The following is a 25,699-nucleotide window of genomic DNA, read 5'->3' on the forward strand; positions in this document are numbered from 1 at the left end:
CCGATCTGGAAACCGGCAACGTCCCTCGCCCGGTTTGAACCCGGGAGGGACGGGAACGTCGGTTTCCGAATCGGCGTGGAGCTCACGCCTTGACGGGGCTATTACACCAAGCGCGCACCAGTTCCAACCTGTCCACGCGATCCATCCGCGCCTGCGCCGTGCTAGGTTGCGCGGATGAGACACGACGACTCGCAGCAATTCGCCAGCGACAACTATTCCGGCATCTGCCCGGAGGCCTGGGCGGCGATGGAAGCGGCCAATCGCGGCCACGCCCCCGCCTACGGCGAGGATGCCTGGACGGCCCGGGCGGCCGACGCGTTCCGGGACCTGTTCGAGACCCCGTGCGAGGTCTTCTTCGCCTTCAACGGCACGGCGGCCAACGCGCTGGCCCTGGCCGCGCTGTGCCAGTCCTACCACAGCGTGATCTGCGCCGACTCGGCCCATGTCGAGACCGACGAGTGCGGCGCGCCGGAATTCTTCTCCAACGGCTCGAAGCTGCTGACCGTCCGGACGGAGGGCGGCAAGCTCACGCCGGAGGCGATCCGCGGGCTCGCGCAGAACCGCAGCGACATCCACTTCCCGCGGCCGCGGGTGGTGACGATCACGCAGCCCACCGAGACCGGGCAGGTCTACAGCCTCGCCGAACTGCGGGCCCTGTCGGCAACCTGCCGCGAGCTGGGCCTCGCCCTGCACATGGACGGGTCGCGCTTCGCCAATGCCTGCGCGAGCCTCGGGTGCAGCCCCGCCGACATGACGTGGCGCTCGGGCATCGACGTCCTGTGCTTCGGCGGCACCAAGAACGGCATGCATGCCGGCGAGGCGGTGGTGTTCTTCGACGCCAAGCTCGCGGAGGATTTCGGCTACCGCTGCAAGCAGGCCGGCCAGCTCGCCTCGAAGATGCGCTTCCTCGCCGCCCCCTGGGTCGGCATGCTGGAGAGCGGCGCGTGGCTGCGGAACGCGGCCCACGGCAATGCCTGCGCCCGGCGCTTCGCCGAGGCGGTCGCCGGGCTGCCGGGGGTGCGGGCGCTGTTTCCGGTCGAGGCGAACGCGGTCTTCCTGACGATGCCGGCGGCCACGATGGATGGCCTGCGCGCCCGGGGCTGGCGATTCTACACCTTCATCGGCGGCGGGGCGCGCTTCATGTTCGCCTGGGATGCCCGGTCCGAGCGGGTCGACGAGCTGGTCGGCGACCTGCGCGCGCTGGCGGCCGCCGCGGCCTGATCCGGTGGACACAAGGGTGTACAGCCGCCCACCGAAGGTGTTTCGCGCGCGCTGATGTTGGCATCTGCTGGGTCGGATCAAAATGTTGGCGCGACAGGCGCCCGGTCGTCTTGCGAGCGCAGCGAAGCAATCCAGTGTCGCGCGACGCCATCCGATGTCGTGCAGCCCTGGGTTACTTCGCTGCGCTCGCGATGACGGAGGGCCCGAAGCCCGGGCCGGAAGGATGGGACGGCGCGATCCTTCGGCTCGCCCCCTACAACAGAGCGAGATCCGCCGGGTCCGCGCTGGGGAAGATCCGCCGCAGGCTCGCCTGGTCGAGCCCGTAGAGCCGCCGGAACAGGCCACCCAGCAGCCCGCGGTAGTCGCTGAGCACCGGATAGTCCCGGTTCTGGAACAGGTGCGCCTCGTCGGCCCGCACCTGCGGCCCCGCGATCCGGCCGCCGCGCACCCCGCCGCCGAGGATCCAGTAGACGCTGCCGTGACCGTGGTCGGTGCCGCGGCTGCCGTTCTCCCGGAAAGTCCGCCCGAACTCCGACAGCACGACCACCACCGTGTCGGACCAGCCGGGGCCGATCTCCTCGACGAAGCCCGCGAGGCCGCGCCCCAGCTCGCCGAGCCGGTCGGCGAGGTAGCCGGTGCCGGCACCCTGATTCACGTGCGTGTCCCAGCCGCCGACATCGACGAAGCCGAGGTTGAAATTCTCGCGCATCAGGCGGCCGATCCGCCGGGCCGAGAGTTCGAAGCCCTTGGGCGAGACCGCACCGCGGTCGGCCTGGCCGGCATGGTCGGAGATCGTCTGGTAGACTGCGTCGCGCACCCGGAAACCCTCGGTCACGGCGGCGGCCAGCTTGGTGTCGCTGTACATGGCGGCGATGAGGCGGGCCTGCCGGTCGTCGATGCCGGGCTTCCCGACGCCGTTGATGGCGATGTTGGGGACCGTCTCGCCGCCCCGGAAGATCAGCGGCATCTGGTCGGTGAAGGCGATCGGACGGACCTGGGTCAGCTCCGCGGCGAGCCGGGCCATGAAGCCGGAATTGTAGTCGCGGGCCGCGCCGACCGTCTGGCCCATCTCGATCGTGTCCTGCGTCTCGAAATGGCTCCGGGTCAGGTCGTCGGTGCCGGCGAACGGCACGAAGGCGGCCTGGCCCTTGGCGTAGAGCGGCAGGAGCGTGTCGCGCAGCGCCGGGTGCAGGCTCCAGTCGGCGTCGAGCGCCAGCGCCGCCTTCGGGTCCGACGCGTCGGGCTTGGCGATCGCGAGATTCGGCCGCGACCGGTAATAGAAATCGCTGCCGGTCGGGATGACCACGTTGGCGGCGTCGTAGGCGCCGCGCAGGAACACCACGAGGAGGCGCGCGTCGGCCTTCGGGGCGGCCCAGACGCGGCCGGCCACCGTGGACAGGCCGAGCGCCGCCGAGGCGCGGATCAGATCGCGACGGTTCATCGCATGAACTCCGGCGAGGCGAGGTAGAGCGTGTTCCAGTCCTGCGGCGAGACCGCCTGGGCGAGGGCCGCCCGCGTCGCCGCCGACAGGGTGCCGGACAAAGCCGCGAAGTAGAGCCCGTTCGCGAGGACCGGGAAGGCCGGCTCCTCGGCCTGATCGGGCAGCGCCGGCTTGAACAGGCCGGCCGAGCCGGACCCGATCTGCCGGGCGATCTCGAACCGCGTCGCGAGCTGCCCGGGCCCGCTCCAGGCGGCGGCGTCGAGGGGGTAGCCGTCCGGCGTCGAGCGGTTGAACAGGCCCTCGCCGAGGCGGTTCAGCCAGCCCAGGACCGGGCCGGCGTTGCGGATCACGCGCGCGTCGTAGGCCATGCGCAGGGCCGAGAAGACGTAGCGGACCGGGTCCTTGAAGGCGCCGCCGCGCTCGGCCGTGAGGGCCGGCTCGCGCACCAGCGCCTCCATCACCGCGGCGATGTCGCCGTCGGTCCGCGTGAACACGGCGGCGAGCCGGGCGACGAGGGCGTCGTCGGGCGGCTGGCCGACGAAGTAGGTGGCCAGTGCCCGGGAGACGCTGGTGGCGGTGGCGGGATTGCGGGCGATCAGGTCGACCGCCTCCTCGACCTCGGGCCAGCCGCTTCCCCGGATGCGCGTTCCGAGGAAGACCTTGTCGCCGTAATCGTGCCGGTTCGGGTTGAATTCGAACAGGCCGTCGCGGCGGAAGTCGGCGGCGTGCTCGGGGCGGAGCTTCGGGGTCTCGGGCTTCATGTCGATGCCGACCCCGCTCAGGATCCGCGCCAGCGCCTCGACGTCGCCCTGCGTGTAGCCGGAGCCGACGCCCATCGTGTGCAGCTCCATGATCTCCCGGGCGTAGTTCTCGTTCGGTCGACCGGCGGCGTTGGCGTCGTTGTCGAGGTACCGCAGCATCGCCGGGTGGCGCAGGCTCGCCATCAGCAGGTCGCGGAAGTGCCCGAGCACGTGCGGGCGGATCGCCGTGTCGAGGTAGTCGCCCACGGCGGCGCGCAGGGTCGACTTGCCCTGGTGGACGTTCAGGCGATTGAACCAGAACCACGTCAGCCGCTCGCGCAGCTGGTCGGGGCTGTAGAGCGCCCGCAGCACCCAGGCGGAGGCGGCGTTCCGCGCGGCCGCGTTGAGCGCCCCCTGGAACGCCTGCTGCGCGGCCTTCCGCGCCTCGGGGTCCGGAATGTCCTTGGCGGCCCTGGCCTGCGCGTCCAGCGCCTGGGCCCGCTCGAACAGGCTGCCCGGCGGGGTCAGCGCGTCGACCTGCGCCTGGGCCGCGGGGGGCAGCCGCGTTTCGGCCGGCGGGTGGAGCTGCGCGCGCAGCCAGCGCGCCCGCCCCTCCGCGTTGAGCTGCGCGTAGGACGAGGGCGTGGCGCCCCACGTCAGGGCATCGAGGAAGGCGGCATCGGCCGCGGCGGCGCGCGACGGCGCCTCCTCCGCGTGGGGGGCGTGGCCGGCCGCGGCGAGCAGCAGGACGGTGACCAGGTAGGAGCGTGTTGCGGCGCGCGACATCGGAGCCTCGCGAAGCGGAAATCGACCGGGGAAGCGTGGTGCCGCGCCCCTGTACGGTGCCTGAAAGGCGGCCCCATTCTGCCGCCGTCTTTGCCAATATCGGGGCTTGCCGCTACACGATCCCGAGACCGCGCGCCCGAGGCCGCGCCCACACGTTCCGCCGATCCAGAGCGTTCGCTCCATGCTGATGCAGACCAAGACCGAGGCGAGGCCGGCCGATCCGGTGTCGCGGCGGCGCACCTTCGCGATCATCTCCCACCCGGACGCGGGCAAGACCACGCTCACCGAGAAGCTGCTGCTGTTCGGGGGCGCGATCCAGCTCGCCGGCGAGGTCAAGGCCAAGCGCAACCGGGTGTCGACCCGTTCCGACTGGATGGGCATCGAGAAGGAGCGCGGCATCTCGGTCGTCACCTCGGTGATGACCTTCGAGTACGGCGACTGCGTCTTCAACCTCCTCGACACGCCCGGCCACGAGGACTTCTCGGAGGACACCTACCGGACGCTGACCGCGGTCGATTCGGCCGTCATGGTGATCGACGCCGCGAAGGGCATCGAGGCGCGCACGCGCAAGCTGTTCGAGGTCTGCCGCCTGCGCGACATCCCGATCGTGACCTTCATCAACAAGCTCGACCGCGAGGCCCGCGACCCGTTCGAGCTTCTGGACGAGATCGAGAAGACGCTGGCCCTCGACGTCGCCCCGGTCACGTGGCCGATCGGCACCGGCCGCAATTTCTCCGGCACGTACGAACTCGGCGGCAACCGCGTGCGCCGGCTCGACGCCGCCGAGGATGCCGGCATGGTGGCGGTGTCCGGCCCGGACGACCCGCTGTTCGACGAGCTGCTCACCGAGAACGGTGCGGCCGACGCGTGGCGCGAGGAGGTCGAGCTCGCCGAGGGCGGGCTGAAGCCGTTCGACCTCGACGCGTTCCGCGAGGGCCACCTGACGCCGGTGTTCTTCGGCTCGGCGCTGCGGAATTTCGGCGTGCGCGACCTGATCGACGGTCTCGCCAAGGTGGCACCGCCGCCCCGGGGCCAGGACGCCGACAAGCGCCTCGTGGAGCCGACCGAGCCGCGCATGACCGGCTTCGTGTTCAAGATCCAGGCGAACATGGACCCGAACCACCGGGACCGGATCGCGTTCATGCGGGTGTGCTCGGGCAAGCTCAACCGGGGGATGAAGGCCCGCCTCGTGCGCACCGGCAAGCCGATCTCGCTCTCGGCGCCGCAGTTCTTCTTCGCCCAGGACCGCGCCATCGCCGACGAGGCCTATGCCGGCGACGTGGTCGGCATCCCGAATCACGGGACGCTGCGGATCGGCGACACCCTCACCGAGGGCGAGGACATCGTGTTCCGCGGCGTGCCGAGCTTCGCGCCCGAGATCCTGCGCCGGATCAAGCTCACCGACGCCATGAAGGCCAAGAAGCTGCGCGAGGCGCTCCAGCAGATGGGAGAGGAGGGCGTCGTCCAGGTGTTCGTGCCGCAGGACGGCAGCCAGGCGATCGTCGGCGTGGTCGGCGCGCTCCAGCTCGACGTGCTGAAGGAGCGGCTCCAGGCCGAGTACGGCCTGCCGGTGGATTACGAGACCTCGCGCTTCGCGGTCTGCCGCTGGGTGTCGTCCGATTCGGAGGCCGAGCTCGACAAGTTCATCGACTCGCACGGATCGGCCATGGCCAGGGACCTGGACGGGGCCCCGGTCTTCATGGCGACGACGGCGTTCTCGCTCCGCTACGAGGAGGAGCGCTACCCGGCCGTGCGCTTCACCGACGTGAAGGATTACCAGAAGCGGGCGGGGTGACGCGTCGGCGTCAGAATTTCCCGAGCATCGGGAATTCGACGCTCAGGGTCGATTCGGACGCGATCGGCGCCTCGCGCTTGCGCGGCTTGCGGTTGAGCACCTGCTTCAGCTTGGTCTTCAGCACCGCCATGTCGAACGGCTTGAGGATGAAGGCGTCCGCGCCCGCCTGGTGGGCGAGGTTGATGTCCTCGAAGTCGAAGGACGACTCGGTGAGCATGAAGGGCGTGTTCATCAGCGCGTCGTCGGCCCGGATCTCGCGCAGCAGGCTGATCCCGTCCATCGGTTCCATGTCGAGATCGGAGATCACCAGGGCGTAGCGGCGCTGCCGCATCCGCTCGAGGGCCTCGGGCGCGTTGGTGACGCCCTCGACGTCCGGGAAGCCGATGCGGGTCATCAGCATCACGATCAGCCGCAGGAGCTTCTCCTGATCGTCGACGATGAGAATCGGGGGCGTATCGCTCTCGGACATCGGCGGCTCAGATGAAGAGGTGATCGATGCCCTGACGGGACATCGCGTCGGATTGGAGCGACAGGCACAGCCCGTGGATCGCCGACGCCTTCGGCGTCCCGCGCTGGAGCATCGGGAGCAGGTTGGCCTTGGCGAACAGGGTCTCGTTCCCGGCGGTGCGCTGCGCGCTCTTGAACGAGTGGACGAACTCGCGCTTGGCGATCTCGCGCCACTCGCTGATCTGGACGTCGCGGTGGCGGCTGTCGGCACTCACCCGATCGAAGGTCTCGTGCACCGACGTCCGCTCGCCCTCGATGACCTGACAGGCGAAGTTGCCTTCGATGACCAGGAAGCTCGTGATCACCGCGAACTCGTTCTTCTTCTGAGCGATGCGACCGATCTCGCTGATCTGCTCGGATCTCTTCGCCGCGTCCGACGACAGATTGAGACGCGAGAAGTAGATGATGTGGACGAGGCTTGTCCGTTTCGCCCGCATGATCCCGAGATCCGAAATCCGTACCCGTTCAGCGCTTCCGGACAGGACTCACCGCGCGTGGCCCCCGCCCGGCGGCATCTTCGCGCGTGTCGAATAACGCCGCGTAAACGCGGCCGGCCGGACTTCCCGCCCGGATCCGGCCTCCTGCGAGCCCCACCCGGCAGGATCTGCCGGGTGGGTGGCCGTGACCGGCGAACCCTGCCGGGTCGATGACGGACCGGTCTCGATTCATCAAGGGCTTAGCCGTGGCACGGCGGTTGCGGCCCGTCGGTCCTGCGGGCCAGTGCGGCGCGCATCGGGATCGTTCGCCATGGATCTTTTCTCCGCGCTGCAGACCTCGGTCTCCGGACTCCAGTCGCAGTCCTACGCGATCAGCAACATCTCCGGGAACATCGCGAACTCGCAGACGACCGGCTACAAGCGTATCGACACCAGCTTCGTCGACCTGATGTCCGAGAAGACGCCCGACCGAGAGGTCGCGGGTTCGGTGTTGGCCAAGTCGCAGCTCACCAACACGCTGGCCGGCAACATCGTCTCGTCGAGCGTGCCCACCAACATGGCCATCAACGGCCAGGGCTTCTTCACTGTCGTGCAGAAGACCGGGGACGCGAACGGCGCCACGACCTTCGGCGGCACGGACCTGTACACGCGCCGGGGCGATTTTGCCCAGGACAAGGACGGCTACCTCGTCAACGGCGCGGGCGGATACCTGACCGGATCCAACCTCGATCCCATCACCGGACAGACGACCAGCATCGGTCCGATCAAGATCGGCAACTCGACGCTGCCGGCGCAGGCCACCACGACGATCACGTACGCCGCCAATCTGCCCTCGACGCCGAGCACCTCGGCCTCGGCGACGTCGGGCTCCGATCTCTACAATCAGAACTCCGCGGCCGTCGTGACCTCCGGATCGGGGCAGACCGGCGTCAAGGTCGACTCGACCCAGACCGGCGCCGTCTCGACCTTCATGAGCAACAGCATCGCCGGCCCGTCGCTGCCGGTCTACACGTCGACCGGCGCGCCGCTCACGCTGACGACCCGCTGGGCCAAGGTCCAGGACGCGACGACGACGCCGGCTCAGCCGGCCGTGTGGAACCTGTACTACTCCACCAATCCGAGCGCGCTCAGCACGTCCGACTGGAACAACGTGGGCACGGCCTTCACCTTCGACTCGACCGGCAAGCTCACCTCGCCCTCGACGAACCCGATCGCGCTCGGGCCCGTCACCATGGGCGACTACACGTTCCCCAGCCTCACCATGAATCTCGGCGCGTCCGGCCTGACGCAGTACGCCGACACGACCGGGGCGGCGACCACCAACGCGCTGACGCAGAACGGCAACAGCTCCGGCACGCTGACGAGCGTGGCCGTCGGTCCGGACGGCAAGGTCAACGGCACCTTCTCCAACGGTTCGGTGGTGGCTCTCGCCTCGGTCGGTGTGGTCCAGTTCGCCAATGCGGACGGGCTGAAGGCCGATACGAACGGGAACTATCTTCAGACCGTCGATTCGGGGCCGCCGCTCTCGGGCCTCAACGGCAGCACGATCTCGGGGGCCAGCAACGAGCAATCCAACACCGACATTGCGAGCGAATTCTCTAAGATGATCGTAACCCAGCAGGCTTACTCTGCGAACACGCGCGTCATGTCGACGGCCCAGACGATGATGTCTGATCTGCTCAACGTGATCCGCTGAGTGAGGGTGCGGATCGAGCCGCGGAGGCCGTGACATGTCGCTGAATGCGATCTCCACCTCGACCGCAGGCCTCGCCGCCACGCAGGCGGCGATCAACATCGTCTCGCAGAACGTCGCCAACGCCGGGACGGCGGGTTACGTCAAGCGCACGCTCTCGACGGTCGCCAACGGCCCGAACAATTCCGGTGTCGCCACCGGGCAGATCACCCGCAGCTTCGACGCGGCGGCGCTGAACCAGCTGCGACTGGAAACCTCGGGCGCCGCCTACACGAGCACCAAGTCCGGAATCGCCACCCAGCTCGACGCGCTGTACGGTGTGCCCGGCAGCTCCACGTCCCTGGACGGGACGCTGAACACCTTCACCGAGTCGCTTCAGGAACTCGCCGCCAACCCGACCTCGGCGGCCGCCCGCACGACCGTGCTGGGCAATGCCTCGGCGGTCGCGAGCCTCATCAACAGCGCCGCCGGCACGGTTCAGAACCTGCGCACCGGCCTGGAGTCGCAGCTCGGCACCGACACGAGCGCCGCGAGCACGATCCTGTCCAACATCGCGACGCTCAACGGCAAGATCCAGAACACCACCGACAGCACCTCGCTGACCGATCTCCAGGACCAGCGCGACCAGGCGATCAACAGCCTGTCGAGCTACATGGACGTGCAGACGGTCGCGCAGCGCGACGGGACTGTCTCCGTCATGACCCAGTCGGGCGCGACGCTGGTCGATCGCGGGAACGCCGCGACCCTGACCTTCGACGGTCGCGGCGTGCTCAGCCCCACCGCGAGCTACGCGACCGATCCCGCGCAGCGGACGGTCGGAACCATCACGGCGACGCTGCCGGGCGGCGGCAAGATCGACCTCGGTGCGCCCGGCGTGCTGCGCTCCGGCAGTCTGGCCGCCGAGATCGAGATGCGCGACCAGACCCTGCCGCAGGCGCAGCGCCAGCTCGACGACCTGGCGGCCGGGCTCTCGACCGCGCTCACGAACACCGCGACCACCGGAACGTACAGCGGGACCGACACGCAGATCAGCGTGTCGACCATGCAGCCCGGCAACACGATCACGTTCCCGGTCACCGACAACACCGGGGCCGTGCGCAACGTGACGCTGGTGGCCTCCGCGACATCCAGCGGCACGATCGTGCCGGCCTCGCAGACCACGGATGCCAGCGGTCTCACCCTGACCTTCAACGCCAGCGGCGGGCCCGGCAGCTACGCGTCGGCGATCCAGTCCGCATTTGCGACATTCAACGCCTCTGGCAGCGCCTACAAATTGCCGACCCTGTCGGCGACGCCGGTCTCCTCGACCGCCACCAGCGCGACGCTGACGCTGGGGGCGGCCGGCAAGGTCGCCGGCGCGGCCAGCGCCAGCGTCTCGGCCGTCTCAGCGACGGACCTGAACACCGGCAACCCGTCGCTCGCGATGTTCGTCGATGGCACGGGCAACAAGCTGTACACCGGCTCGTTCGACGGCAGCTCGCAGCTCACCGGCTTCGCCCAGCGCATCACGGTCAACGGCGCCCTGGCGGGCAACACGGCCGCGCTGACGGCGACGAGCGCCACGGACACGAGCGCTTCCGGCGCCCGCGCCCAGAAGCTGTTCTCGGCGCTCACCGCGAGCCAGCAGACCTTCTCGTCGTCGAGCGGCATCGGCGGCGTCTCGGCGCCCTACCGCGCCACCGTGATCGGATTCGCGCAGGACATCGTCTCCACGCAGGGCGCCAACGCGTCGAACGCGTCGGCCCTCGACGCCACCCAGCAGACGGCGCTCTCCACCGCGCAGAGCCGGTTCTCCGCCGGGGCGGGCGTCAATATCGACCAGGAGATGTCGAACCTGATCGCGCTGCAGACCGCGTACGGCGCCAACGCCCGGGTGCTCACCGCGGCCCGCGACATGCTCACCCAGCTGCTGCAGATCTGATCATGACGACGATCACGCCCTTCGCGGCCGGCTCCTACCTGACGACCCGCAACGCCTCGCAGCTCCAGGCGCTGAAGGGTCAGCTCAACGACCTGACCAACCAGCTCTCCAGCGGTCAGGTCTCGCAGACCTACGGCGGCCTCGGTTCCGGACGGTCGACGGCGCTGTCCGCCCAGGCCACCCTGAGCGCGCTCACCGGCTACGCCGCCGGCATCACGGCCGCGCAGACCCGGACCGACCTCGCGGTCACGAGCCTGACTCAGGTGTCGACCCTCGCGACCTCCACCGGGACGATGCTCCAGAACGGCCTGCAGAGCGTGGCGGCGAACTCGGTCTCCGGGCGGTCGACGGCGCTCGCCAACCTGCAGACGGCGCTCGACACGCTCAACGAATCGGCGGCGGGCAACTACCTGTTCGGCGGCAGCAACACGACGACCCAGCCGGTGGTCGATTCGAGCAAGATCCTCAACGGCACGACCGACGCGAGCGGCAACAAGCTCGACGGGCTCTCGACCCTGATCTCGCAGCGGGTCACCGCCGAGCTTGGCACCGGGGGCAACGGCCGCCTGACGCAGACGCCGGCCAGTCCGACCACGGCCGTGCAGATCACCGAGGAGGCGAACAACGCGACGCGCGGGAAGTTCGGCTTCACCCTGGCGGGCGCGCCCACGACGACCGGCACGGCGATCGGCGCGACCTACACGGCGGGCACGGCCACGAGCCCGGGCAGCTTCACCCTCAGCATGACGACGCAGCCGAGCGCGGGCGACACCGTGTCGTTCGCGCTGAAGATGGCGGACGGGACCTCGACGACGATCACCCTCACGGCCGCGACGAGCGCGGACCCGAAATCGATCACCAGCTTCGCCATCGGCTCGACGCCCGCCCAGACGATGGCGAACCTGTCGACGACGCTGAACAACGCGCTCACCGGTGCGGCCAACAGCACGCTGGCGGTGAACGCCACCGCGGCGACCGCGTCGGACTTCTTCACGGGCTCGGCGAAGGGTGGTCCGTCGGGGACCGGCGTGATGCCGCAGCGCATCGCGTATGACGGGAACAACAACCCGATCGGCTACACGCCGGCAACGGCCCAGAACACGGTGCTGTGGTACCAGGGCGAGAACACCTACGATCCCGCGACAGGGAAGCCGACCTCGGCGATCGACACGCAGTCCGTCCAGGTGAGCGCGACCGGGAGCGTCGGAACCGGTGCCCGCGCCAACGATCCCACGGTCCAGAACGTGCTCGCTGGACTGGCGACGATGGCCTTCGGCCTCCCCACCACGAACGACGCCAACACCTACAACACCTACCAGACTGTGGCGACGAAGGCCGGCAGCCTGCTCGCCTCGGCCAATCAGACCCCCAGCGTCCAGGACACGATCACCCAGCTGACCGTCGCGTCGACCCGGCTGTCGAACGCCAGCACGACCAACAAGGCCACCCAGAACACGGTCCAGAATGCCCTCGACGGGATCGAGCAGATCTCCCCCGAGGAGGTCATCACCAAGCTGCTCGACGTGCAGAACCGGCTCCAGGCCAGCTATCAGGTCACTGCGACGCTGTCGAAGCTCTCGCTCGTCAACTACATCGGCTGAGCCGAAGGCGGTGACCCGTCACGGCGCGCCTGACGTTTGAAAAATTTTGTGACCGGTCGCATTCACCATAGTCTTGCCGCTTTCCGGGAATGAAGCGCAGCGTGCGGACGCGCTGACGCGCCGTCATTCGATTGAGGAGAGGTCGGCATGGCGCTGTCCGGACCCATCGAACTCGTCCTGTGCCTCGGAGCCGCCCCGCGGGTCGGCGCGATCGTCCTGGTGGAGCAGGCCGTCGACACCTACCTCGCCGGCTACGCGCATCCCGACGAGCGCGCCATCGCCCTCGACATCCTGCTGCGCGACCTCGCCCGCCTGCGCATCCACGAGCCTGATCTCGACGGATTCATCGGCGAGGTCGAGCTCTACATCGACCTGCTGCACCGGGATCTCGCCCGCCAGGCCGCCTGAGATGGGCGGCCGCCTCCGGCGCTGCACCGCCCTCGCGGCGATCCTGTCCTGCGCGGGACCGGCCGCGGCTCTCGACCTGCGGGATCTGCCGGTGATCCCGGGTCCGGTGCCGTGCCCGTCCAAGGGCCAGGGCTTCGTGCGCCTGCCGGGGAGCGACAGCTGCGTCCGAGTCTCGGGCCGCGTCGTCGCGGGGGCCGATCTCGCGGCGGGCCCGCCGGCCGCGTAGGCGGTGACCGCCTTCGTGACCTGCTGCAGGAAGGATTGCAGGTCGCTGCCGCTGTCCGTCGCGGGGTCGGCGGCTGCGGTGGTGGACGTGGTCGCCGATGCGCTCGCGGACGTGCTCGCGGACGTGCTCGCGGACGTGCTCGCGGACGTGCTCGCGGACGTGGCGGCGCCGGCCGTCGCCGGGCGCATCGCGGTCGACAACCGCGCCGACACCGATCTCGGCGAGGTGCGGACCTACGTCCGGATCGGCGCCGGCCGCCGTCCGGGCGGGCCCTAGAGGTTGCGCGAGAGGACCAGCGGCCCGCTGCGCACGCCGCGGCCGTACGGGGAGGGCGCCGGCGCCTGCCGCCCGTAGCCGGAGGGAAGCTGCGCCCGGCCGATCTCCTCCGCCAGGGTCTTGATCAGCCCTTCCGAGACGGTCTTGGCGCTGGCGAGCACCGTCTGGTTCGCCTCCACGGCTGCGGTGAATCGCCGGTGCGCCGCGCGCAGGGCCTCGACCCCGTCGGGATGGAAGCGCTTCAGCGCGACGGCATTGGCCTTCGCCACCTCGAGCCCCTGCATGTAGGCGGCCGCCAGCGCGGCCTTCGGCTCGGCCGCGGCAACGCCCTCCTGCAGCCGCCCTTCCCGGACGTAGGCCGCCTCCTCGGCGAGCACGGCCTCCAGCGCGGCCATGTTGCCGAGCACGCCCGCCACCAGCGCCTCAGCGGTGACCCGGTCCCCGACGCGGAGGGGTTCAGCCTTGTGCATGGATCGCTCCCTCGCTCGCCGCACCCTGCATCTTCATGATCTCACGAAAGACCGAGTCGGCGATGCCGACGCCGCCGCTCTTCACGATCTGCTTCGCGTATTCCTTCGTCAGCATCGAGCGGTAGATGCCGCCGCCGGTCCCGTTCTCGCCCAGCGGTCCGTCGGTGCCCTCCGACTGGGTCAGCCGGTCGAGGCTGTTCTCCAGGAACATCGACTCGAATTCGGTCGCCGTCTTCAGGGCCTTGGCCTTGTTGGCGGTCTTGAGGATCCCGTCGACGGCGCTCCCGGCCGCCGCGGTTCCGACGCTGGCGGCGGCGCTGGCCGCGAGACTGGCGAGTTGCAGCATGGATCGTTCCTTCGCGTCCGGTCGGTCACATGAGCTCGATATCGGCCTGGAGCGCGCCCGCGGCCTTGATCGCCTGGAGGATCGAGATGAGGTCCCGCGGGCCGACACCCAGCGCGTTGAGGCCGTCGACCAGTTCGCGCAGGCTGACGCCCTCCTTCACCAGGGCGAGCTTGTTGCCGTCCCCTGTATCGACCTTCACCCCCGTGCGCGGCACCACGACGGTGCGCCCGTTGGAGAGCGGCGCCGGCTGGCTGACCTGCGGCTGCTCGGTGATGGTCACGGTGAGGTTGCCCTGCGCGATCGCCACCGTCGACACGCGCACGTCCCGGCCCATGACGATGATGCCGGAGCGCTCGTCGACCACGACCCGGGCGGTCTGGTCGGGCTCCACCTTCAGCTGCTCCACCTCGGTGATGAGACGGATCATGTTGCCGTTGTAGCGGGCCGGGATCTGGATCGTCACGGTGGCCGGATCGGTGGGCTCGGCGGTGTCGGCGCCCATGAAGTCGTTGATCGCGGCGGCGATCCGCTTCGAGGTGGTGAAGTCCGGGTTGCGCAGCGACAACCGGAGCGAGCGCGCGTCGTTCAGCTTGAAGGCGATCTCGCGCTCGATATTGGCGCCGTTGGAGATCCGGCCGTTGGTCGGCACGCCCCGGGTGATCTTGGCGGCGTCGCCCTCGGCGGCGAAGCCGGCGATCGCCACCGAGCCCTGCGCCAGGGCGTAGACCTCGCCGTCGGCGCCCAGCAGCGGCGTGACCAGCAGGGTGCCGCCCTGGAGGGACTTGGCGTCGCCCAGGGACGAGACCGTCACGTCGATCCGGGTGCCCTGCGCGGCGAAGGGCGGCAGGTTCGCGGTCACCATCACGGCGGCGAGGTTCTGCGTGCGCATCGTCGCGCCCCGGGTGTTGACGCCCAGGCGCTCAAGCATGGCCTGGAGGGACTGCTTGGTGAACGGAATGTTGTTCAGCGTGTCGCCGGTGCCGTTGAGGCCGACCACGATGCCGTAGCCGACGAGCTGGTTCTGGCGAACACCCTCGATGGAGGCGAGGTCCTTGACCCGCGACAGGGCGAGCGCCGGCACGGACAGGGCGGCGAGCAGCAGGGCGCCCGAGAGGGCCGCCAGAAGAGACCGGAGAGGACTGAACGCGTGACGCGGGCGCATGCCGTGTTTCGACCGTGACGGACCTGACGCCATCCTGCCAGGGTCGTGCCATCCGCCATATCTGCGCAAGTCATTGGAGAAGACTAAGGTTTTGCGGGCTCCTTCGGGCCGCGCGTTCCGCGGCACCGGCACCGAACCTGCCGACCCGGCAGCTTCTGCCGGCTTGTTTACCCGGGCTTAACCCTGGCGGCCGAGTTTCCGGTTCTGCGCGGGGGCGCTAGGAGCAACGCGAACCGGATCATGCGCGTCGAGACTCGCCAGCCGATCCAGAGCGCCGGCAGTGTCGCGTCCGCCCGGAAGCCCGAGGGCGGCGCGGCCTTCAGCCTCGGCGCGGCCCCGTCGTCGCCGACGCCGGCCGCCGCCGCGACGCTCGCCGGGCTCGACGCGGTCCTGCTTCTCCAGGCCGAGGCCGACACGCCCCAGGAGCGGCGCCGACGCTCCGCCCAGCGCGGCCAGGACCTTCTCGACGGCCTCGACCGGCTGAAGGCGGCGCTGCTCGGCGGCCGCGTCGCGCCGCAGGATCTGCGCGCCATCGCCGGCCGCCTGAACGAGCGCGCCGGCCTCTCGGGGGATCCGCGGCTCGACGGTCTCATGGCCGAGATCGAGCTGCGGGCCGCCGTGGAACTCGCCAAGCTGGAGATGGCCCGGCGCGTCTGACCGGGATAGCGCGACCCACGCCGGGCACGTCCCCGCGGCGGGACCGACCGGCGCCCGATTCCGCTAGACGACCCGCCGCTTCGGCCCGGTCGGCAGCATCTGCGGCTCGCCCGGTCCGGTCTCGACGCCGAGATCCGGCACGGCGATGATCGGCGCGCCGCGCAGGTCCTTGCGGGTGACGATGGCGCCGCGCTCCTCGAGATAGGCGAGCATCCGCCGCGCCCGGCCGCCCGAGCTGGTGCCGTAGGCCTCAGCCAGCATGGTGTCGGTCGGGCAGGGCGCGCCCTCGATGGCGGCCCGCGCGACCACGAGGAACAGCCCGGCGAGGTCGTCCGGCAGGCCGGCCGCGATCGCTTGCGCCTGCTCCCAGCCGGAATTGTCCGCCACCGCGCCCCCGGCCTCGGCCCGCGCGACCGCGAGCCGCCGCTTGAACTCGGGCAGGCCCATCGTGTCGCCGCGCAGGCGCCGGATGCGGCAGCGGACCGTGAAGTCCTGATAGAGCGTCGCGGGAGTGCAGGCGGCGGCGTCGGCATCCGCCAGCACGGAGGCCAGCACCTCGGCGAGCGCCGCCTCGCGGGCCTCCGGGTCCATGGGCTCCTCCTCCGGCTCCTCGGCCGGCGCCGGCGGGCGGTAATTGGCGAGCTGGACGAGCACGTCCGGTGCCGGCGCGGGTCGCGGCTTCGGCCGCGGCGCCAGCGGCGCGACGGTCTCAGCGGGGCTCGCCGTGAGGATCAGCGCGCGGGCATCCTCAAGGGCGTCGGGCAGGGGCACGAGGACCGGCGAGGCGCTCCGGCTCACGGTCTGGGTCGGCCCGACCGCGATAGTGAGCGGGCGCCTGGACAGCGCCGGCCCCAGGGCCACGAAATGCCCGCGCGGCAGGTCGCGGAACGTCTCGGCCTGACGCCGCTCCAGGCCGAGGAGGTCGGCGGCGCGTGCCATGTCGATGTCGAGGAAGGTCCGGCCCATCAGGAAGTTCGAGGCCTCGGCCGCGACGTTCTTGGCGAGCTTGGCGAGGCGCTGTGTGGCGATGATGCCGGCGAGGCCGCGCTTGCGGCCGCGGCACATGAGGTTGGTCATCGCGCCGAGCGACAGGCGCCTCGCCTCGTCCGAGACCTCGCCGGCGGCCGCGGGCGCGAAGAGCTGCGCCTCGTCCACCGCCACCAGCATCGGGTACCAGTGGTCGCGGTCGGCGTCGAACAGGCCGCCCAGGAAGGCGGCGGCGGCCCGCATCTGACCGTCGGCGTCGAGATTCTCCAGCGACAGCACCACCGAGACCCGGTGCGTCCGCACCCGGGCGGCGATGCGCTGCAGGGCGACGTCGTCGCCGTCGGCCTCGACCACGACGTGGCCGTAGCGGTCGGCGAGGCTGGCGAAGTCGCCCTCCGGGTCGATGATCGCCTGCTGCACCAGGCCGGCGCTCTGCTCGAGCAGCCGACGCAGCAGGTGCGATTTGCCGGACCCGGAATTGCCCTGGACCAGGAGCCGCGTGGCGAGCAGTTCGGTGAGGTCGAGGAGCGCGGGGCGCTCGCCCGTCAGGCCGAGATCGATGTCGGAACGCATGGCGCCTCATAGCACGGCCCGGCGGGTCCGGGTGTGCCGCCGGGGCACTGTCCACGCTTCCCGCACGGGACCGCCCGGGCGGTCGACTGTCGCACGGCACCGCGCCGCGCGGCGTCCTGCCGTCGGGGCCGGGCGCCGGCCCGNCGGGGCCGGGCGCCGGCCCGCGGCCCCGGGACGACGTGGCCGATCCGCCCGACGAGAGCCGGCGACGGGCGTTCGTGCCGTCAACCCCCGTTCGGAAGCCCCGGGCCCTGCTCCTCCGGCCTGGACCCCGGCATGTCGGCCCTGTAGGCCCACGACCCTTCTCCCCATTCCCGGACTCACGACACGATGGCGGCCTGCGGCCTCGATTTCGGCACGTCGAACACCACCCTCGGGCATGACGGCCCGGACGGTCCGACGCTGCTGCCCCTGGAGGGCGCGCACCGGACGATCCCGAGCGCGATCTTCTTCGAGCTCGGCCGGGAGCCGATCATCGGCCGGGCCGCGACGGCGGCCTACGTCGAGGGCCGGTCCGGCCGGCTGATGCGCGGGCTGAAATCCGTCCTCGGCACGCCGCTCATGGAGGAGGCGACCCCGGTCGGCCGCCAGCGGCTGCGCCTGCGCGACGTCATCGCCCGCTACCTGACCGCCGTGAAGGCGCGGGCGGAGGCCGCCAGCGGCCAGAGCCTCGACAGCGTGGTCCATGGCCGCCCGGTCCACTTCGTCGACGGCGACCCGGAGGCGGACCGCCGCGCGGAGGACACGCTGCGCGACATCGCCCGCGACGTCGGCTTTCGGGAGGTGTCGTTCCAGTACGAGCCGATCGCCGCGGCGCTCGACTACGAGCGGCAGGTCCGCGCGGAGGAGATCGCCCTCGTCGCCGATATCGGCGGCGGCACCTCGGACTTCTCGATCGTGCGCCTCGCGCCCGAGCGCCGGGGGCGGCCGGACCGCGCCGGCGACATCCTGGCCAACGACGGCGTGCGGATCGGCGGCACCGATTTCGACCGCCAGCTCAGCCTCGGTACGGTGATGCCGCTCTTGGGGCTCGGCAGCCCGATGCGCCGCGGCGACCTGGCGGTGCCGAACGCCTACTATCACGACCTCGCCACGTGGTCGGCGATCAACCGCCTCTACAATCAGAAGACCCTGCGCGAGATCGACGAGGTCATCCGCGACGGCGCCCGGCCCGACCTGCTCGCGCGGCTGCGCGAGGCCGTCGAGGGCGAGCGCGGCCACGCCCTGGCGGGGGCAGTCGAGGGGGCCAAGATCGCGGCCTCCGAGCAGGACGCCACGGTGCTCGACCTCGAACTCCTGGAGCCCGGGCTCGCGGTGCCGGTGGATCGCGCGACCCTGGCCGCCCAGACCGGCGACCTCGCCCGCGCCGTGGCGGCCCGGATCGCGCGCTGCCTCGCACAGGCGGATCTGGCGGCCGATCGGGTCGACGCCCTGTTCCTCACCGGCGGTTCCACAGGCCTGCCGCACCTGCGCGCCGCGCTGACGGCCGCGCTGCCGTCCGCCCGGGTGGTGGAGGGCGACACGTTCGGCTCGGTGGGTCTGGGCCTGACCATCGAGGCGGCCCGGCGCGGGGCCTGAGGCCGCGCGCGGCGCCTGCCGGGGCCGCCGCGGGCACGTCCTGCACGCGGCGCGGCGATTGACGGGCCGGCCCCGATCCCCGACAAGGCCGTCCCTCCCGCTCGGAGACAACGGCGGCCCACCCGGGCTCCTCCGCGCCGCCCCGCCCGATGCTGTTCAACTCCTTCGTCTTCCTTCTCGCCTTCCTGCCGGCCGCGCTGATCCTGCACGGGCTGGTGGCGCGCGCCGCGCCCGCGTGGCGGCTGCCGCTCCTCGTCGCCCTGTCCTTCGTGTTCTACGGCTGGTGGGACATCCGGTTCGTGCCGCTGCTGGCCGGGTCGATCCTCGCGAACTGGTGCGTGGCCCGGGCCTATCGCCGGTGGCCGGGCCGCTGGCTGATCCCGGCGGCGATCGCCGCCAACCTCGCGCTGCTCGGCGTGTTCAAGTACCTCGACTTCGCGGCCGACCTCGCCAACCTGGTCCCCGGCCTCGAGGCGCAGCGCCTCGGCCTCGCCCTGCCGCTCGGCATCTCGTTCTTCACCTTCCACCACATCATGTATCTCGCCGACCTCCGGGCCGGCCGAGCGCCCGGCTTCGGGCTCGTGAAGTACGCCCTCTACATCGCCTTCTTCCCGCAGGTTCTCGCCGGCCCGCTCGTGCGCTGGAGCGAGATCATGCACCAGTTCGACGAGGCGCCCTACGCGCGGCCCGACGCCGCCGAGCGCTTCGCCCGCGGGCTGCTGCTGCTGACCGTCGGCCTCGCCAAGAAGGTGTTTCTCGGCGATCCGCTCGCGGCGTACGTGAACCCGGTGTTCCAGGCCGCCGCCGCCGGCAAGGCCGTCACGGTGGTGGAGGCGTGGCAGGCCACGCTCGGCTTCACCTTCCAGATCTACTTCGACTTCTCCGGCTACACCGACATGGCGCTGGGCATCGCGCTGCTGTTCGGCCTCGTCCTGCCGCAGAACTTCGACGTCCCGTACCGCGCCACCTCCCTGCGGGAGTTCTGGCGGCGCTGGCACATGACCCTGTCGCGCTTCCTGCGCGACTACCTCTACATCCCGATGGGCGGGAACCGCCGCGGGCTGCCGCGGCAGGTCGGGGCGCTCGTCGCCACGATGACGCTGGGCGGCCTCTGGCACGGGGCCGGCCTGACCTTCCTCGCCTGGGGCGCGCTGCACGGGATCGGCCTCGGGGCCGGTGTCCTGGCGCGCCGGGCCCGGATCGCGATCCCTGCACCCCTCGGCTGGGCGCTCACCAGCCTGTTCGTCGTGCTGACCTGGGTTCTGTTCCGGGCGACGAGCTTCGAGGCGGCGCTCGTGATCTTCAAGGGCCTGTTCGGGCTCGCGCCCAGGGGCTCCGGCTTCAAGTGGCGGACCATCGCCGTCGCCGCCCTGGTCGCGACGGTCGGGCCCACCGCATGGAACGCGGTGCACCGGCTGCCGCCGCGGCGGCTCCTCGCTTTCGGCTTCGCGCTGCTGTTCGTGCTCGTCCTGCTCAAGATCGGCGACGACGCGAACTACGAGTTCATCTACTTCCAGTTCTGAGGATGGCGCCCCCAACCCCCTCGACCGACCGGGACTGGCGCGGCTTCGCCCGCACCCTGATCCTGTCGATGGTCTTCCTGTCCGCGGGCTACCTGGCGCTCGCGGTGCTCATCGATCCCTACGATACCGGCCGCTCGACGCTGCTGTCCCGGGGCGCCGTGCGGCCGCAGGGACCCCGCACCGCGTCGGCGGTCCGCGGCCGCGACCCGGCCTACGCGGGCGTGGTCATCGGCAACTCGCACATCCAGCTCATCGAGCCGGCGGCGCTGACCCGGCTCACCGGGATCCCGTTCCTCCAGCTCTCGGTGCCGGCCACCGGTCCCTCCGAGCAGTTCGCCCTGCTCGGCTGGTACCTGCAGCACCATGCCCGACCCGCCGCGGTCGTGCTCTCGGCCGACTCGTTCTGGTGCGCGGACGACCCGTCCTTCCCGAGCGAGCACGGCTTTCCCTACTGGCTCGTGGGCGACTGGCCCGCCTACCTGCGGGGCCTCGTCCGCTTCTCGGCCGCGCAGGAGACGGTCAACCGCATCGGCTGGCTCCTGAACCCGCGCCGCAAGACCGCCGCGGTCGACGGCTGGTGGGATTACGAGCGCAACTACCTGAGCCAGGGCTTCGGCGTCGATCCAGCCAAGAAGGCGGCGCTGGAGATGCCGGTCGGGCCCGAACCGGAGCCGGGCCACGGCGGGCCGTTCCCGATCGCGGCGCGCCTGCGCGCCGAGCTGGCCCGGATCCCGGCGGAGACGCCGGTCGTGGTGGTGTTCCCGCCCGTCTACGCCCGCGGTGAGGCGCCGCCCGGCAGTCCCCGGGCGCGGGCCGAGGCGTCCTGCCGGGCCACGGTGCGCGCCGTGCTGGCGACCCACGCCCTCAGCACGGTGGTCGACTGGCGCGACGGCCGCCCGGCGGCGGCCGATCCCGATCAGTTCTTCGACCAGACCCATTACAGGCTGCCGATCGCCCGGAGCCTGACGACCGAGATCGGGGACGCCATCGTACGGTTGCGGACCAGATGACAGCGTAAAACATCTGTACCGTGGCCTGTTTGCCGCACGCGGCGATGCAGTGACAGCCGGTTACAGCCCCTGCATCTGTGTGCGTTGTGGCGCTGAGGCACCTCGACTATACGGCACCTCACGTTATCGCCGCACACCGGCCATCCCCTGGTGGGCGGTTTACCATCCAGCGAGGGTGACGCATGGCGAAGGTGCAGCTGGAGGACGGCTACGTCCCGTCCGACGACGAGCCCTTCATGAACGACCGGCAGCGCGAATATTTCCGGCGCAAGCTGCTGAGCTGGAAGAACGACATCCTGCGCGAGGCGCAGGATACGCTGGTGGCGCTGCAGAGCGAGAACGAGAACCACCCGGACCTCGCCGACCGGGCGTCGTCCGAGACGGACCGGGCGATCGAGCTGCGCGCCCGGGACCGCCAGCGCAAGCTCACCGGCAAGATCGACGCGGCGCTGGCCCGCATCGAGGACGGATCCTACGGGTTCTGCGAGGAGACCGGCGAGCCGATTTCCCTGCGCCGCCTCGACGCGCGCCCGATCGCGACCTTGTCGCTCGAGGCGCAGGAGCGGCACGAGCGCCGCGAGCGGGTCTACCGCGACGACTGATCGGGACCCGGCCGCGCGCCGGATCCCGCTTCCCGCCGGCGCGACGCCTACTGCGTGAGCCGCAGCGCGCCGATGCTCGCCTGGATCGACTTGAAGGCCTTGATCAGGTCGTCGGACGAGTTGGCGAGGTAGAACTGGTCCGGCGACGAGGCGCAGTTCCTCAGGAGCGTCTGTCCGGCCGAATCGATCGGATCCGTCGGGATGCTGAAGCCGATCGTGTAGATCGAGATGTTGACCGCCTTCGTGTTCGCGCACGCCTCGGCGGTGAGCGCGTCGAGCGCTTTCCGCGCCGTATTGCCGTCGGCGACGGTCGTGTTCTGGTACGCCGTCGTCAGGCGTGGGTTCGGCGTGGAGCCGTTGGCGTTCCGGAAATAGCCGTCGGCGAAGTAGAGCGAGCCGGTCGGCGCGCTCGAATTGGTCCCCCAGCTGTTCGTGCCGTCGGTCATCAGGATGATGATCTTGTTGATGGTCGTGGCGTTCGAGCTGTTCGCGCTCGACGCGTAGGGTTGGCCGTCCGCGAAGACGCTGTTGGGCGAGAGCGTGCGCCAGCCCCACATGAAACCCTCGTGGATGTTCGTCGACCCGGACGGTGCCATCTTGCTGATGAGGGCCTTCAGCGCGCCGGTGTCGCTGGTCAGCCGCTGGAGCGGCTGGGTCGTGCAGCCGAAATTCGGACCGTTCGGGATCCCCAGCGGGGCGCCGGAGGCGGGGTCCTTGGGCGTGATGTACTTGCAGGCTTGGCCGAGCGCGGTGTTGTACGTGCTGCTGTTCCGGCACGCGGGGCCGGTCTCGTCGTCGATGTAGCTGTTGTAGCTGTAGGCCGTCGCCCGCGAGGCGCCGACCGGGAAGGGCGCGACGCCCGAGGTGCCGTCACCTGGCTCGTCGGGTGCGAGCAGCGGGACGTAGAAGGAATCCTTGGTCGTGGGCGCGCCGTCTTGGACGTTGAACGGGTAGGGGAGCGCCTCGAGGCAGCCGGCCCAACCCCAGTTCCGGTTCGCGGCCTGCAGCTTCGCGAAGACGTCGAAGCGATTCTTGAACGGCGCCGGACTCGTCTGGATGATGTTCGTCCAGTGATAGCTGGAGAGGCCGTTCTGATCGATCCAGCTCGCGTAGCGGTAGGCGGCCGGGTCGACCGCCACCGCGGCCGCGAAGGGCACGATCGCCACCTTGGTCGCGCTCGAGAAGGCCGGGCTGGTGTAGACGTAGTTGACGAAATCGGTCGCGGCCGTCTGGACAGCCTGTAGCTTGGACTGTCCCCCGCTCGATGCGGCCATCGAGCCGGTGTTGTCGAGTACCAGGGCGATCTCGAAGGTCTTGGGCAGCGGCGTGGCGCATTGCGAGACGGCGCCCGGGTTGATGCGCTGGGTGCCGGTCAGACCTCCGAAGAAGGTCGTCGACTGCTTGTGAGCGGTCAGGGTGATCTTGCGCGGGCTGCTGGTGATGGCCAGCCGATCGACCACGAGGTTCCCGCCGCCCATGGCGCCGGTCAGCGTCGTCTGCGCCAGGGCGTTGAGCTCTGCCTCGGACGTCGTCAGCGGCGTCTGGCAGAGCAGGAGCGCCGTGGCGTCGGTGGCGGCCTGAAGCTTCGTCTCGAGCCGCGTGGCGAAGCCGTAATCGATTGCCGCGCCGCCGATCATCACCATCGGGACGCTGAGGAAAGCGAACAGCAGGGCGACGTTGCCGCCGCGGTCGCGCAGGACGTCGCGGCGGCGCCCGGGACGGCCGTCAGGACTTGCGGTCGATTTTCGTGCCATCGCAATTCGCGTGCTGGTCGTCCGGCAGGACGACTTCCGTGTAGGTGCTGGTGCCGTAGGCTTGCCCGCCGCGGGTCGGCCACGGCGCGCTGCTGGTGAACGTGATCGCGTTGCTCACGCCGCTGGCGAGCTTGACCAGGGCGCTCCCGACCATCGGCGTGTAGCTGATGCTGACCTCGGCCAGGACGTAGCGCATGCCCGGCATCCGGTAGCCGTCCGGCACTGCCAGGCCGGCCGCGGAGCCCGGACTCCGCGCGGTCCCGCTGGCGTTGGCGACGCTGGAGCAGACCACCGGAGGGCCGTTGGGGTTCTTCCCGTCGATGCCCATGGCGCTGACCACGATCTTGACCCTCGACGTGTCGAACGGGCGCATCACCGCCGTGGCGGAGGCGAGGATGTCGGTCATCACGGCGGTGCTGATCGGGTTCTGCGTGTCGCCCTGCGCCGTCAGGTCCGCCACGGTGCGGCCGAGCTGGGTCAGCTTGCGCCACTCGTCGATGGCGTGCGCCACCTCGGTCATGCCCGCCCAGATCGCGAGCAGGATCGGCAGGATGACGGCGAACTCGACCGCCGCGCCGCCGCGCCGGTCGTGCCGGAGCCGCACCGCCCGCCGGGTCAGGACGGCGAGGACGGGCACGGGCTCGCTCCGACGATCTGATAGGGCTCGGTGCGGAATACCGCGGTGGAGGTCAGCAGGCTCGATCCCTCGGCGGCCCCGCTGGTGAACTGCTTCGTCTTCGTGCCCATCAGGTTGAAGAAGGTCGGGAACGGCACCGCTGCCGTGACGACCACGATCGTCCCGGGCGACGCGCACTTGTAATTGGAGCCGAAACTCGTGCTCCACGTGCCGGTGGCGGTGTCGATCGGCTTGGCCGCGGCGGCGCCGGAGAAGCTGCTCGCGGTCGACACGTCGATCTTGACGTTCTGGCAGTTGAAGACGGTGGCGACGGGGCTGCTGGCCGGTCCGCACATCCGTGCCTTCAGGGTCGCCAGCACGGTCGCCGGATCGGTCTGCCCCGCGGTGTCGAGCTGGAACTGGCCGGTGAAGATCGTCCGGACCGCGTTCTGGAGCGCGCGATCGAAGTTCTGCGCCGCCCACATCTGGAAGACGATCTGGATGATCGCGCCGCACAGCGCCAGGAAGGGCAGGGCTACCAAGGCGAACTCCACCGCGGCCGCGCCGCCGGTGTCGCGCCGGAGGCGCTCCAGGAGACACCCCGGCGTCACTCTATACTGCGCGCTTGAAAGTCCTTGGCCGTTCATGGGCGAGCAGATCAGTCGGAAGTAGCCATCACGTTCGATGTGACGCCAAGCTTTTGCGAAACTCTTAACTCGATCGACTAGAACAGACTTATCAAACGTCTGCTACTTTGGGTTGTGCTGGTCGGGGCTGCTCGGCGAGGCCCGGTTGACGCCCCGCGGGGGCGCACCAGTTCAGCGCGCGCAGGCGTGGCCGGAGAACCGCATGAGATCATCGCTGATCGCGCTCGTGGCCGGTGCGTTGGCGCTCGGGCTCGCCGCCTGCGACGCGCCGAAGCCGGGGCCTGCCGGGCCACCTGGTGCGAAGGGGGACCGCGGACCGCCCGGGCCGGCCGGGCCGGCCGGAGTCAACGGCGCGACCGGGGCACGCGGACCCGCGGGTGAGACGGGCCCTGCCGGGCCCGCCGGTCCGCCGGGACCGTCGCTGAACAGCCAAGTCCGCCTCGACGTGGCGTGCCGCCGTGACGAGGAATTGATTGGCGCTTACTGCCGCGGCCTGGCGGTTGTNGACCGCGGACCGCCCGGGCCGGCCGGGCCGGCCGGAGTCAACGGCGCGACCGGGGCACGCGGACCCGCGGGTGAGACGGGCCCTGCCGGGCCCGCCGGTCCGCCGGGACCGTCGCTGAACAGCCAAGTCCGCCTCGACGTGGCGTGCCGCCGTGACGAGGAATTGATTGGCGCTTACTGCCGCGGCATGGCGGTTGTGCCGTCCGTGACCGACACGG

General features: G+C 70.6%; 24 protein-coding genes. 13 read left to right on the top strand and 11 right to left on the bottom strand.

Annotated features, from left to right (window positions below):
• Positions 1 to 174: 174 nt before the first annotated feature.
• Positions 175 to 1,221: a low specificity L-threonine aldolase gene (locus MMR14E_RS04535; protein WP_331313009.1), complete on the top strand. Its 1,047-nt coding sequence runs from the start codon at positions 175 to 177 to the stop codon at positions 1,219 to 1,221.
• A gap of 253 nt (positions 1,222 to 1,474) precedes the next feature.
• Here the strand turns inward: MMR14E_RS04535 and MMR14E_RS04540 are convergent, their stop codons facing one another.
• Together MMR14E_RS04540 and MMR14E_RS04545 are read right to left on the bottom strand one after the other, a co-directional pair.
• Entirely contained in the window at positions 1,475 to 2,662 is a 1,188-nt protein-coding gene (locus MMR14E_RS04540; RefSeq protein WP_331313010.1) for a DUF1501 domain-containing protein, read from the bottom strand.
• Entirely contained in the window at positions 2,659 to 4,188 is a 1,530-nt protein-coding gene (locus MMR14E_RS04545) for a DUF1800 domain-containing protein (RefSeq protein WP_331313011.1), read from the bottom strand. The genes MMR14E_RS04540 and MMR14E_RS04545 overlap by 4 nt, the downstream gene beginning before the upstream one ends.
• A gap of 181 nt (positions 4,189 to 4,369) precedes the next feature.
• Here MMR14E_RS04545 and MMR14E_RS04550 point away from each other — a divergent pair, with 181 nt between their 5' ends.
• Positions 4,370 to 5,983 (top strand): peptide chain release factor 3, encoded by a 1,614-nt coding sequence (locus tag MMR14E_RS04550; RefSeq protein ID WP_331313012.1) that lies wholly within the window; start codon positions 4,370 to 4,372, stop codon positions 5,981 to 5,983.
• Positions 5,984 to 5,993: 10 nt separating this feature from the next.
• Here MMR14E_RS04550 and MMR14E_RS04555 read toward each other — a convergent pair whose 3' ends face one another.
• Both MMR14E_RS04555 and MMR14E_RS04560 read right to left on the bottom strand, forming a co-directional pair.
• Entirely contained in the window at positions 5,994 to 6,452 is a 459-nt protein-coding gene (locus MMR14E_RS04555) for a response regulator (protein ID WP_331313013.1), read from the bottom strand.
• A 7-nt stretch (positions 6,453 to 6,459) separates the two neighbouring features.
• A complete protein-coding gene (locus tag MMR14E_RS04560) occupies positions 6,460 to 6,927 on the bottom strand; it encodes a BLUF domain-containing protein (protein ID WP_331313014.1) in 468 nt (155 codons plus the stop codon).
• Between the two features lie 310 nt (positions 6,928 to 7,237).
• Between MMR14E_RS04560 and MMR14E_RS04565 the strand changes: the two genes are divergently transcribed.
• The 6 genes from MMR14E_RS04565 to MMR14E_RS04590 all read left to right on the top strand — a co-directional run bounded on the left by MMR14E_RS04565 (position 7,238) and on the right by MMR14E_RS04590 (position 13,052).
• Positions 7,238 to 8,623: a flagellar hook-basal body complex protein gene (locus tag MMR14E_RS04565; protein ID WP_331313015.1), complete on the top strand. Its 1,386-nt coding sequence runs from the start codon at positions 7,238 to 7,240 to the stop codon at positions 8,621 to 8,623.
• Positions 8,624 to 8,657: 34 nt separating this feature from the next.
• A complete protein-coding gene (flgK, locus tag MMR14E_RS04570) occupies positions 8,658 to 10,541 on the top strand; it encodes a flagellar hook-associated protein FlgK (RefSeq protein ID WP_331313016.1) in 1,884 nt (627 codons plus the stop codon).
• Between the two features lie 2 nt (positions 10,542 to 10,543).
• Positions 10,544 to 12,142 (top strand): flagellin, encoded by a 1,599-nt coding sequence (locus MMR14E_RS04575; protein ID WP_331313017.1) that lies wholly within the window; start codon positions 10,544 to 10,546, stop codon positions 12,140 to 12,142.
• 147 nt (positions 12,143 to 12,289) lie between these two features.
• Positions 12,290 to 12,550, top strand: coding sequence for a hypothetical protein (locus MMR14E_RS04580; RefSeq protein ID WP_331313018.1), 261 nt, complete (start codon positions 12,290 to 12,292; stop codon positions 12,548 to 12,550).
• 1 nt (position 12,551) lies between these two features.
• Positions 12,552 to 12,776: a hypothetical protein gene (locus tag MMR14E_RS04585; protein ID WP_331313019.1), complete on the top strand. Its 225-nt coding sequence runs from the start codon at positions 12,552 to 12,554 to the stop codon at positions 12,774 to 12,776.
• A 3-nt stretch (positions 12,777 to 12,779) separates the two neighbouring features.
• Positions 12,780 to 13,052: a hypothetical protein gene (locus tag MMR14E_RS04590; protein ID WP_331313020.1), complete on the top strand. Its 273-nt coding sequence runs from the start codon at positions 12,780 to 12,782 to the stop codon at positions 13,050 to 13,052.
• On the opposite strand, the gene MMR14E_RS04595 is transcribed toward MMR14E_RS04590, so the two are convergent.
• From MMR14E_RS04595 to MMR14E_RS04605, 3 genes are read right to left on the bottom strand one after another with little or no spacing between them, the layout of a single operon-like run.
• Positions 13,049 to 13,522 carry a hypothetical protein gene (locus MMR14E_RS04595; RefSeq protein ID WP_331313021.1) on the bottom strand — a complete coding sequence of 158 codons (474 nt, stop codon included), beginning with the start codon at positions 13,520 to 13,522 and terminating at the stop codon, positions 13,049 to 13,051. The genes MMR14E_RS04590 and MMR14E_RS04595 overlap by 4 nt on opposite strands.
• A complete protein-coding gene (locus MMR14E_RS04600) occupies positions 13,509 to 13,868 on the bottom strand; it encodes a rod-binding protein (protein WP_331313022.1) in 360 nt (119 codons plus the stop codon). Before MMR14E_RS04600 ends, MMR14E_RS04595 begins: the two co-directional genes overlap by 14 nt.
• Positions 13,869 to 13,893: 25 nt before the next feature.
• On the bottom strand, positions 13,894 to 15,030 hold the full coding sequence (locus MMR14E_RS04605) for a flagellar basal body P-ring protein FlgI (RefSeq protein ID WP_331313023.1): 1,137 nt from the start codon (positions 15,028 to 15,030) through the stop codon (positions 13,894 to 13,896).
• Between the two features lie 240 nt (positions 15,031 to 15,270).
• On the opposite strand from MMR14E_RS04605, the gene MMR14E_RS04610 reads away from it, so the two are divergent.
• Positions 15,271 to 15,687 (top strand): flagellar assembly protein FliX, encoded by a 417-nt coding sequence (locus MMR14E_RS04610; protein WP_331313024.1) that lies wholly within the window; start codon positions 15,271 to 15,273, stop codon positions 15,685 to 15,687.
• 63 nt (positions 15,688 to 15,750) lie between these two features.
• Here the strand turns inward: MMR14E_RS04610 and MMR14E_RS04615 are convergent, their stop codons facing one another.
• Positions 15,751 to 17,247, bottom strand: a complete 1,497-nt coding sequence (locus tag MMR14E_RS04615) for an ATP-binding protein (RefSeq protein ID WP_331313025.1) — start codon at positions 17,245 to 17,247, stop codon at positions 15,751 to 15,753.
• 330 nt (positions 17,248 to 17,577) lie between these two features.
• On the opposite strand from MMR14E_RS04615, the gene MMR14E_RS04620 reads away from it, so the two are divergent.
• The 4 genes from MMR14E_RS04620 to dksA all read left to right on the top strand — a co-directional run bounded on the left by MMR14E_RS04620 (position 17,578) and on the right by dksA (position 21,960).
• Positions 17,578 to 18,825: an Hsp70 family protein gene (locus MMR14E_RS04620; protein WP_331313026.1), complete on the top strand. Its 1,248-nt coding sequence runs from the start codon at positions 17,578 to 17,580 to the stop codon at positions 18,823 to 18,825.
• A gap of 149 nt (positions 18,826 to 18,974) precedes the next feature.
• Positions 18,975 to 20,348 (top strand): MBOAT family O-acyltransferase, encoded by a 1,374-nt coding sequence (locus tag MMR14E_RS04625; RefSeq protein WP_331313027.1) that lies wholly within the window; start codon positions 18,975 to 18,977, stop codon positions 20,346 to 20,348.
• A 2-nt stretch (positions 20,349 to 20,350) separates the two neighbouring features.
• A complete protein-coding gene (locus MMR14E_RS04630) occupies positions 20,351 to 21,358 on the top strand; it encodes a hypothetical protein (protein WP_331313028.1) in 1,008 nt (335 codons plus the stop codon).
• A gap of 182 nt (positions 21,359 to 21,540) precedes the next feature.
• Positions 21,541 to 21,960, top strand: coding sequence for an RNA polymerase-binding protein DksA (dksA, locus tag MMR14E_RS04635; RefSeq protein WP_012322444.1), 420 nt, complete (start codon positions 21,541 to 21,543; stop codon positions 21,958 to 21,960).
• 47 nt (positions 21,961 to 22,007) lie between these two features.
• Here the strand turns inward: dksA and MMR14E_RS04640 are convergent, their stop codons facing one another.
• The 3 genes from MMR14E_RS04640 to MMR14E_RS04650 are packed head-to-tail and all read right to left on the bottom strand — an operon-like array spanning position 22,008 to position 24,941.
• Positions 22,008 to 23,714, bottom strand: coding sequence for a TadE/TadG family type IV pilus assembly protein (locus MMR14E_RS04640; RefSeq protein ID WP_331313029.1), 1,707 nt, complete (start codon positions 23,712 to 23,714; stop codon positions 22,008 to 22,010).
• Positions 23,686 to 24,351, bottom strand: coding sequence for a TadE/TadG family type IV pilus assembly protein (locus tag MMR14E_RS04645; protein ID WP_331313030.1), 666 nt, complete (start codon positions 24,349 to 24,351; stop codon positions 23,686 to 23,688). The genes MMR14E_RS04640 and MMR14E_RS04645 overlap by 29 nt, the downstream gene beginning before the upstream one ends.
• Positions 24,330 to 24,941, bottom strand: coding sequence for a TadE/TadG family type IV pilus assembly protein (locus MMR14E_RS04650; RefSeq protein WP_331313031.1), 612 nt, complete (start codon positions 24,939 to 24,941; stop codon positions 24,330 to 24,332). The genes MMR14E_RS04645 and MMR14E_RS04650 overlap by 22 nt, the downstream gene beginning before the upstream one ends.
• Between the last annotated feature and the right edge of the window lie 758 nt (positions 24,942 to 25,699).

Source organism: Methylobacterium mesophilicum (assembly GCF_036441335.1).
Taxonomy (GTDB): Bacteria; Pseudomonadota; Alphaproteobacteria; order Rhizobiales; family Beijerinckiaceae; genus Methylobacterium; species Methylobacterium mesophilicum_B.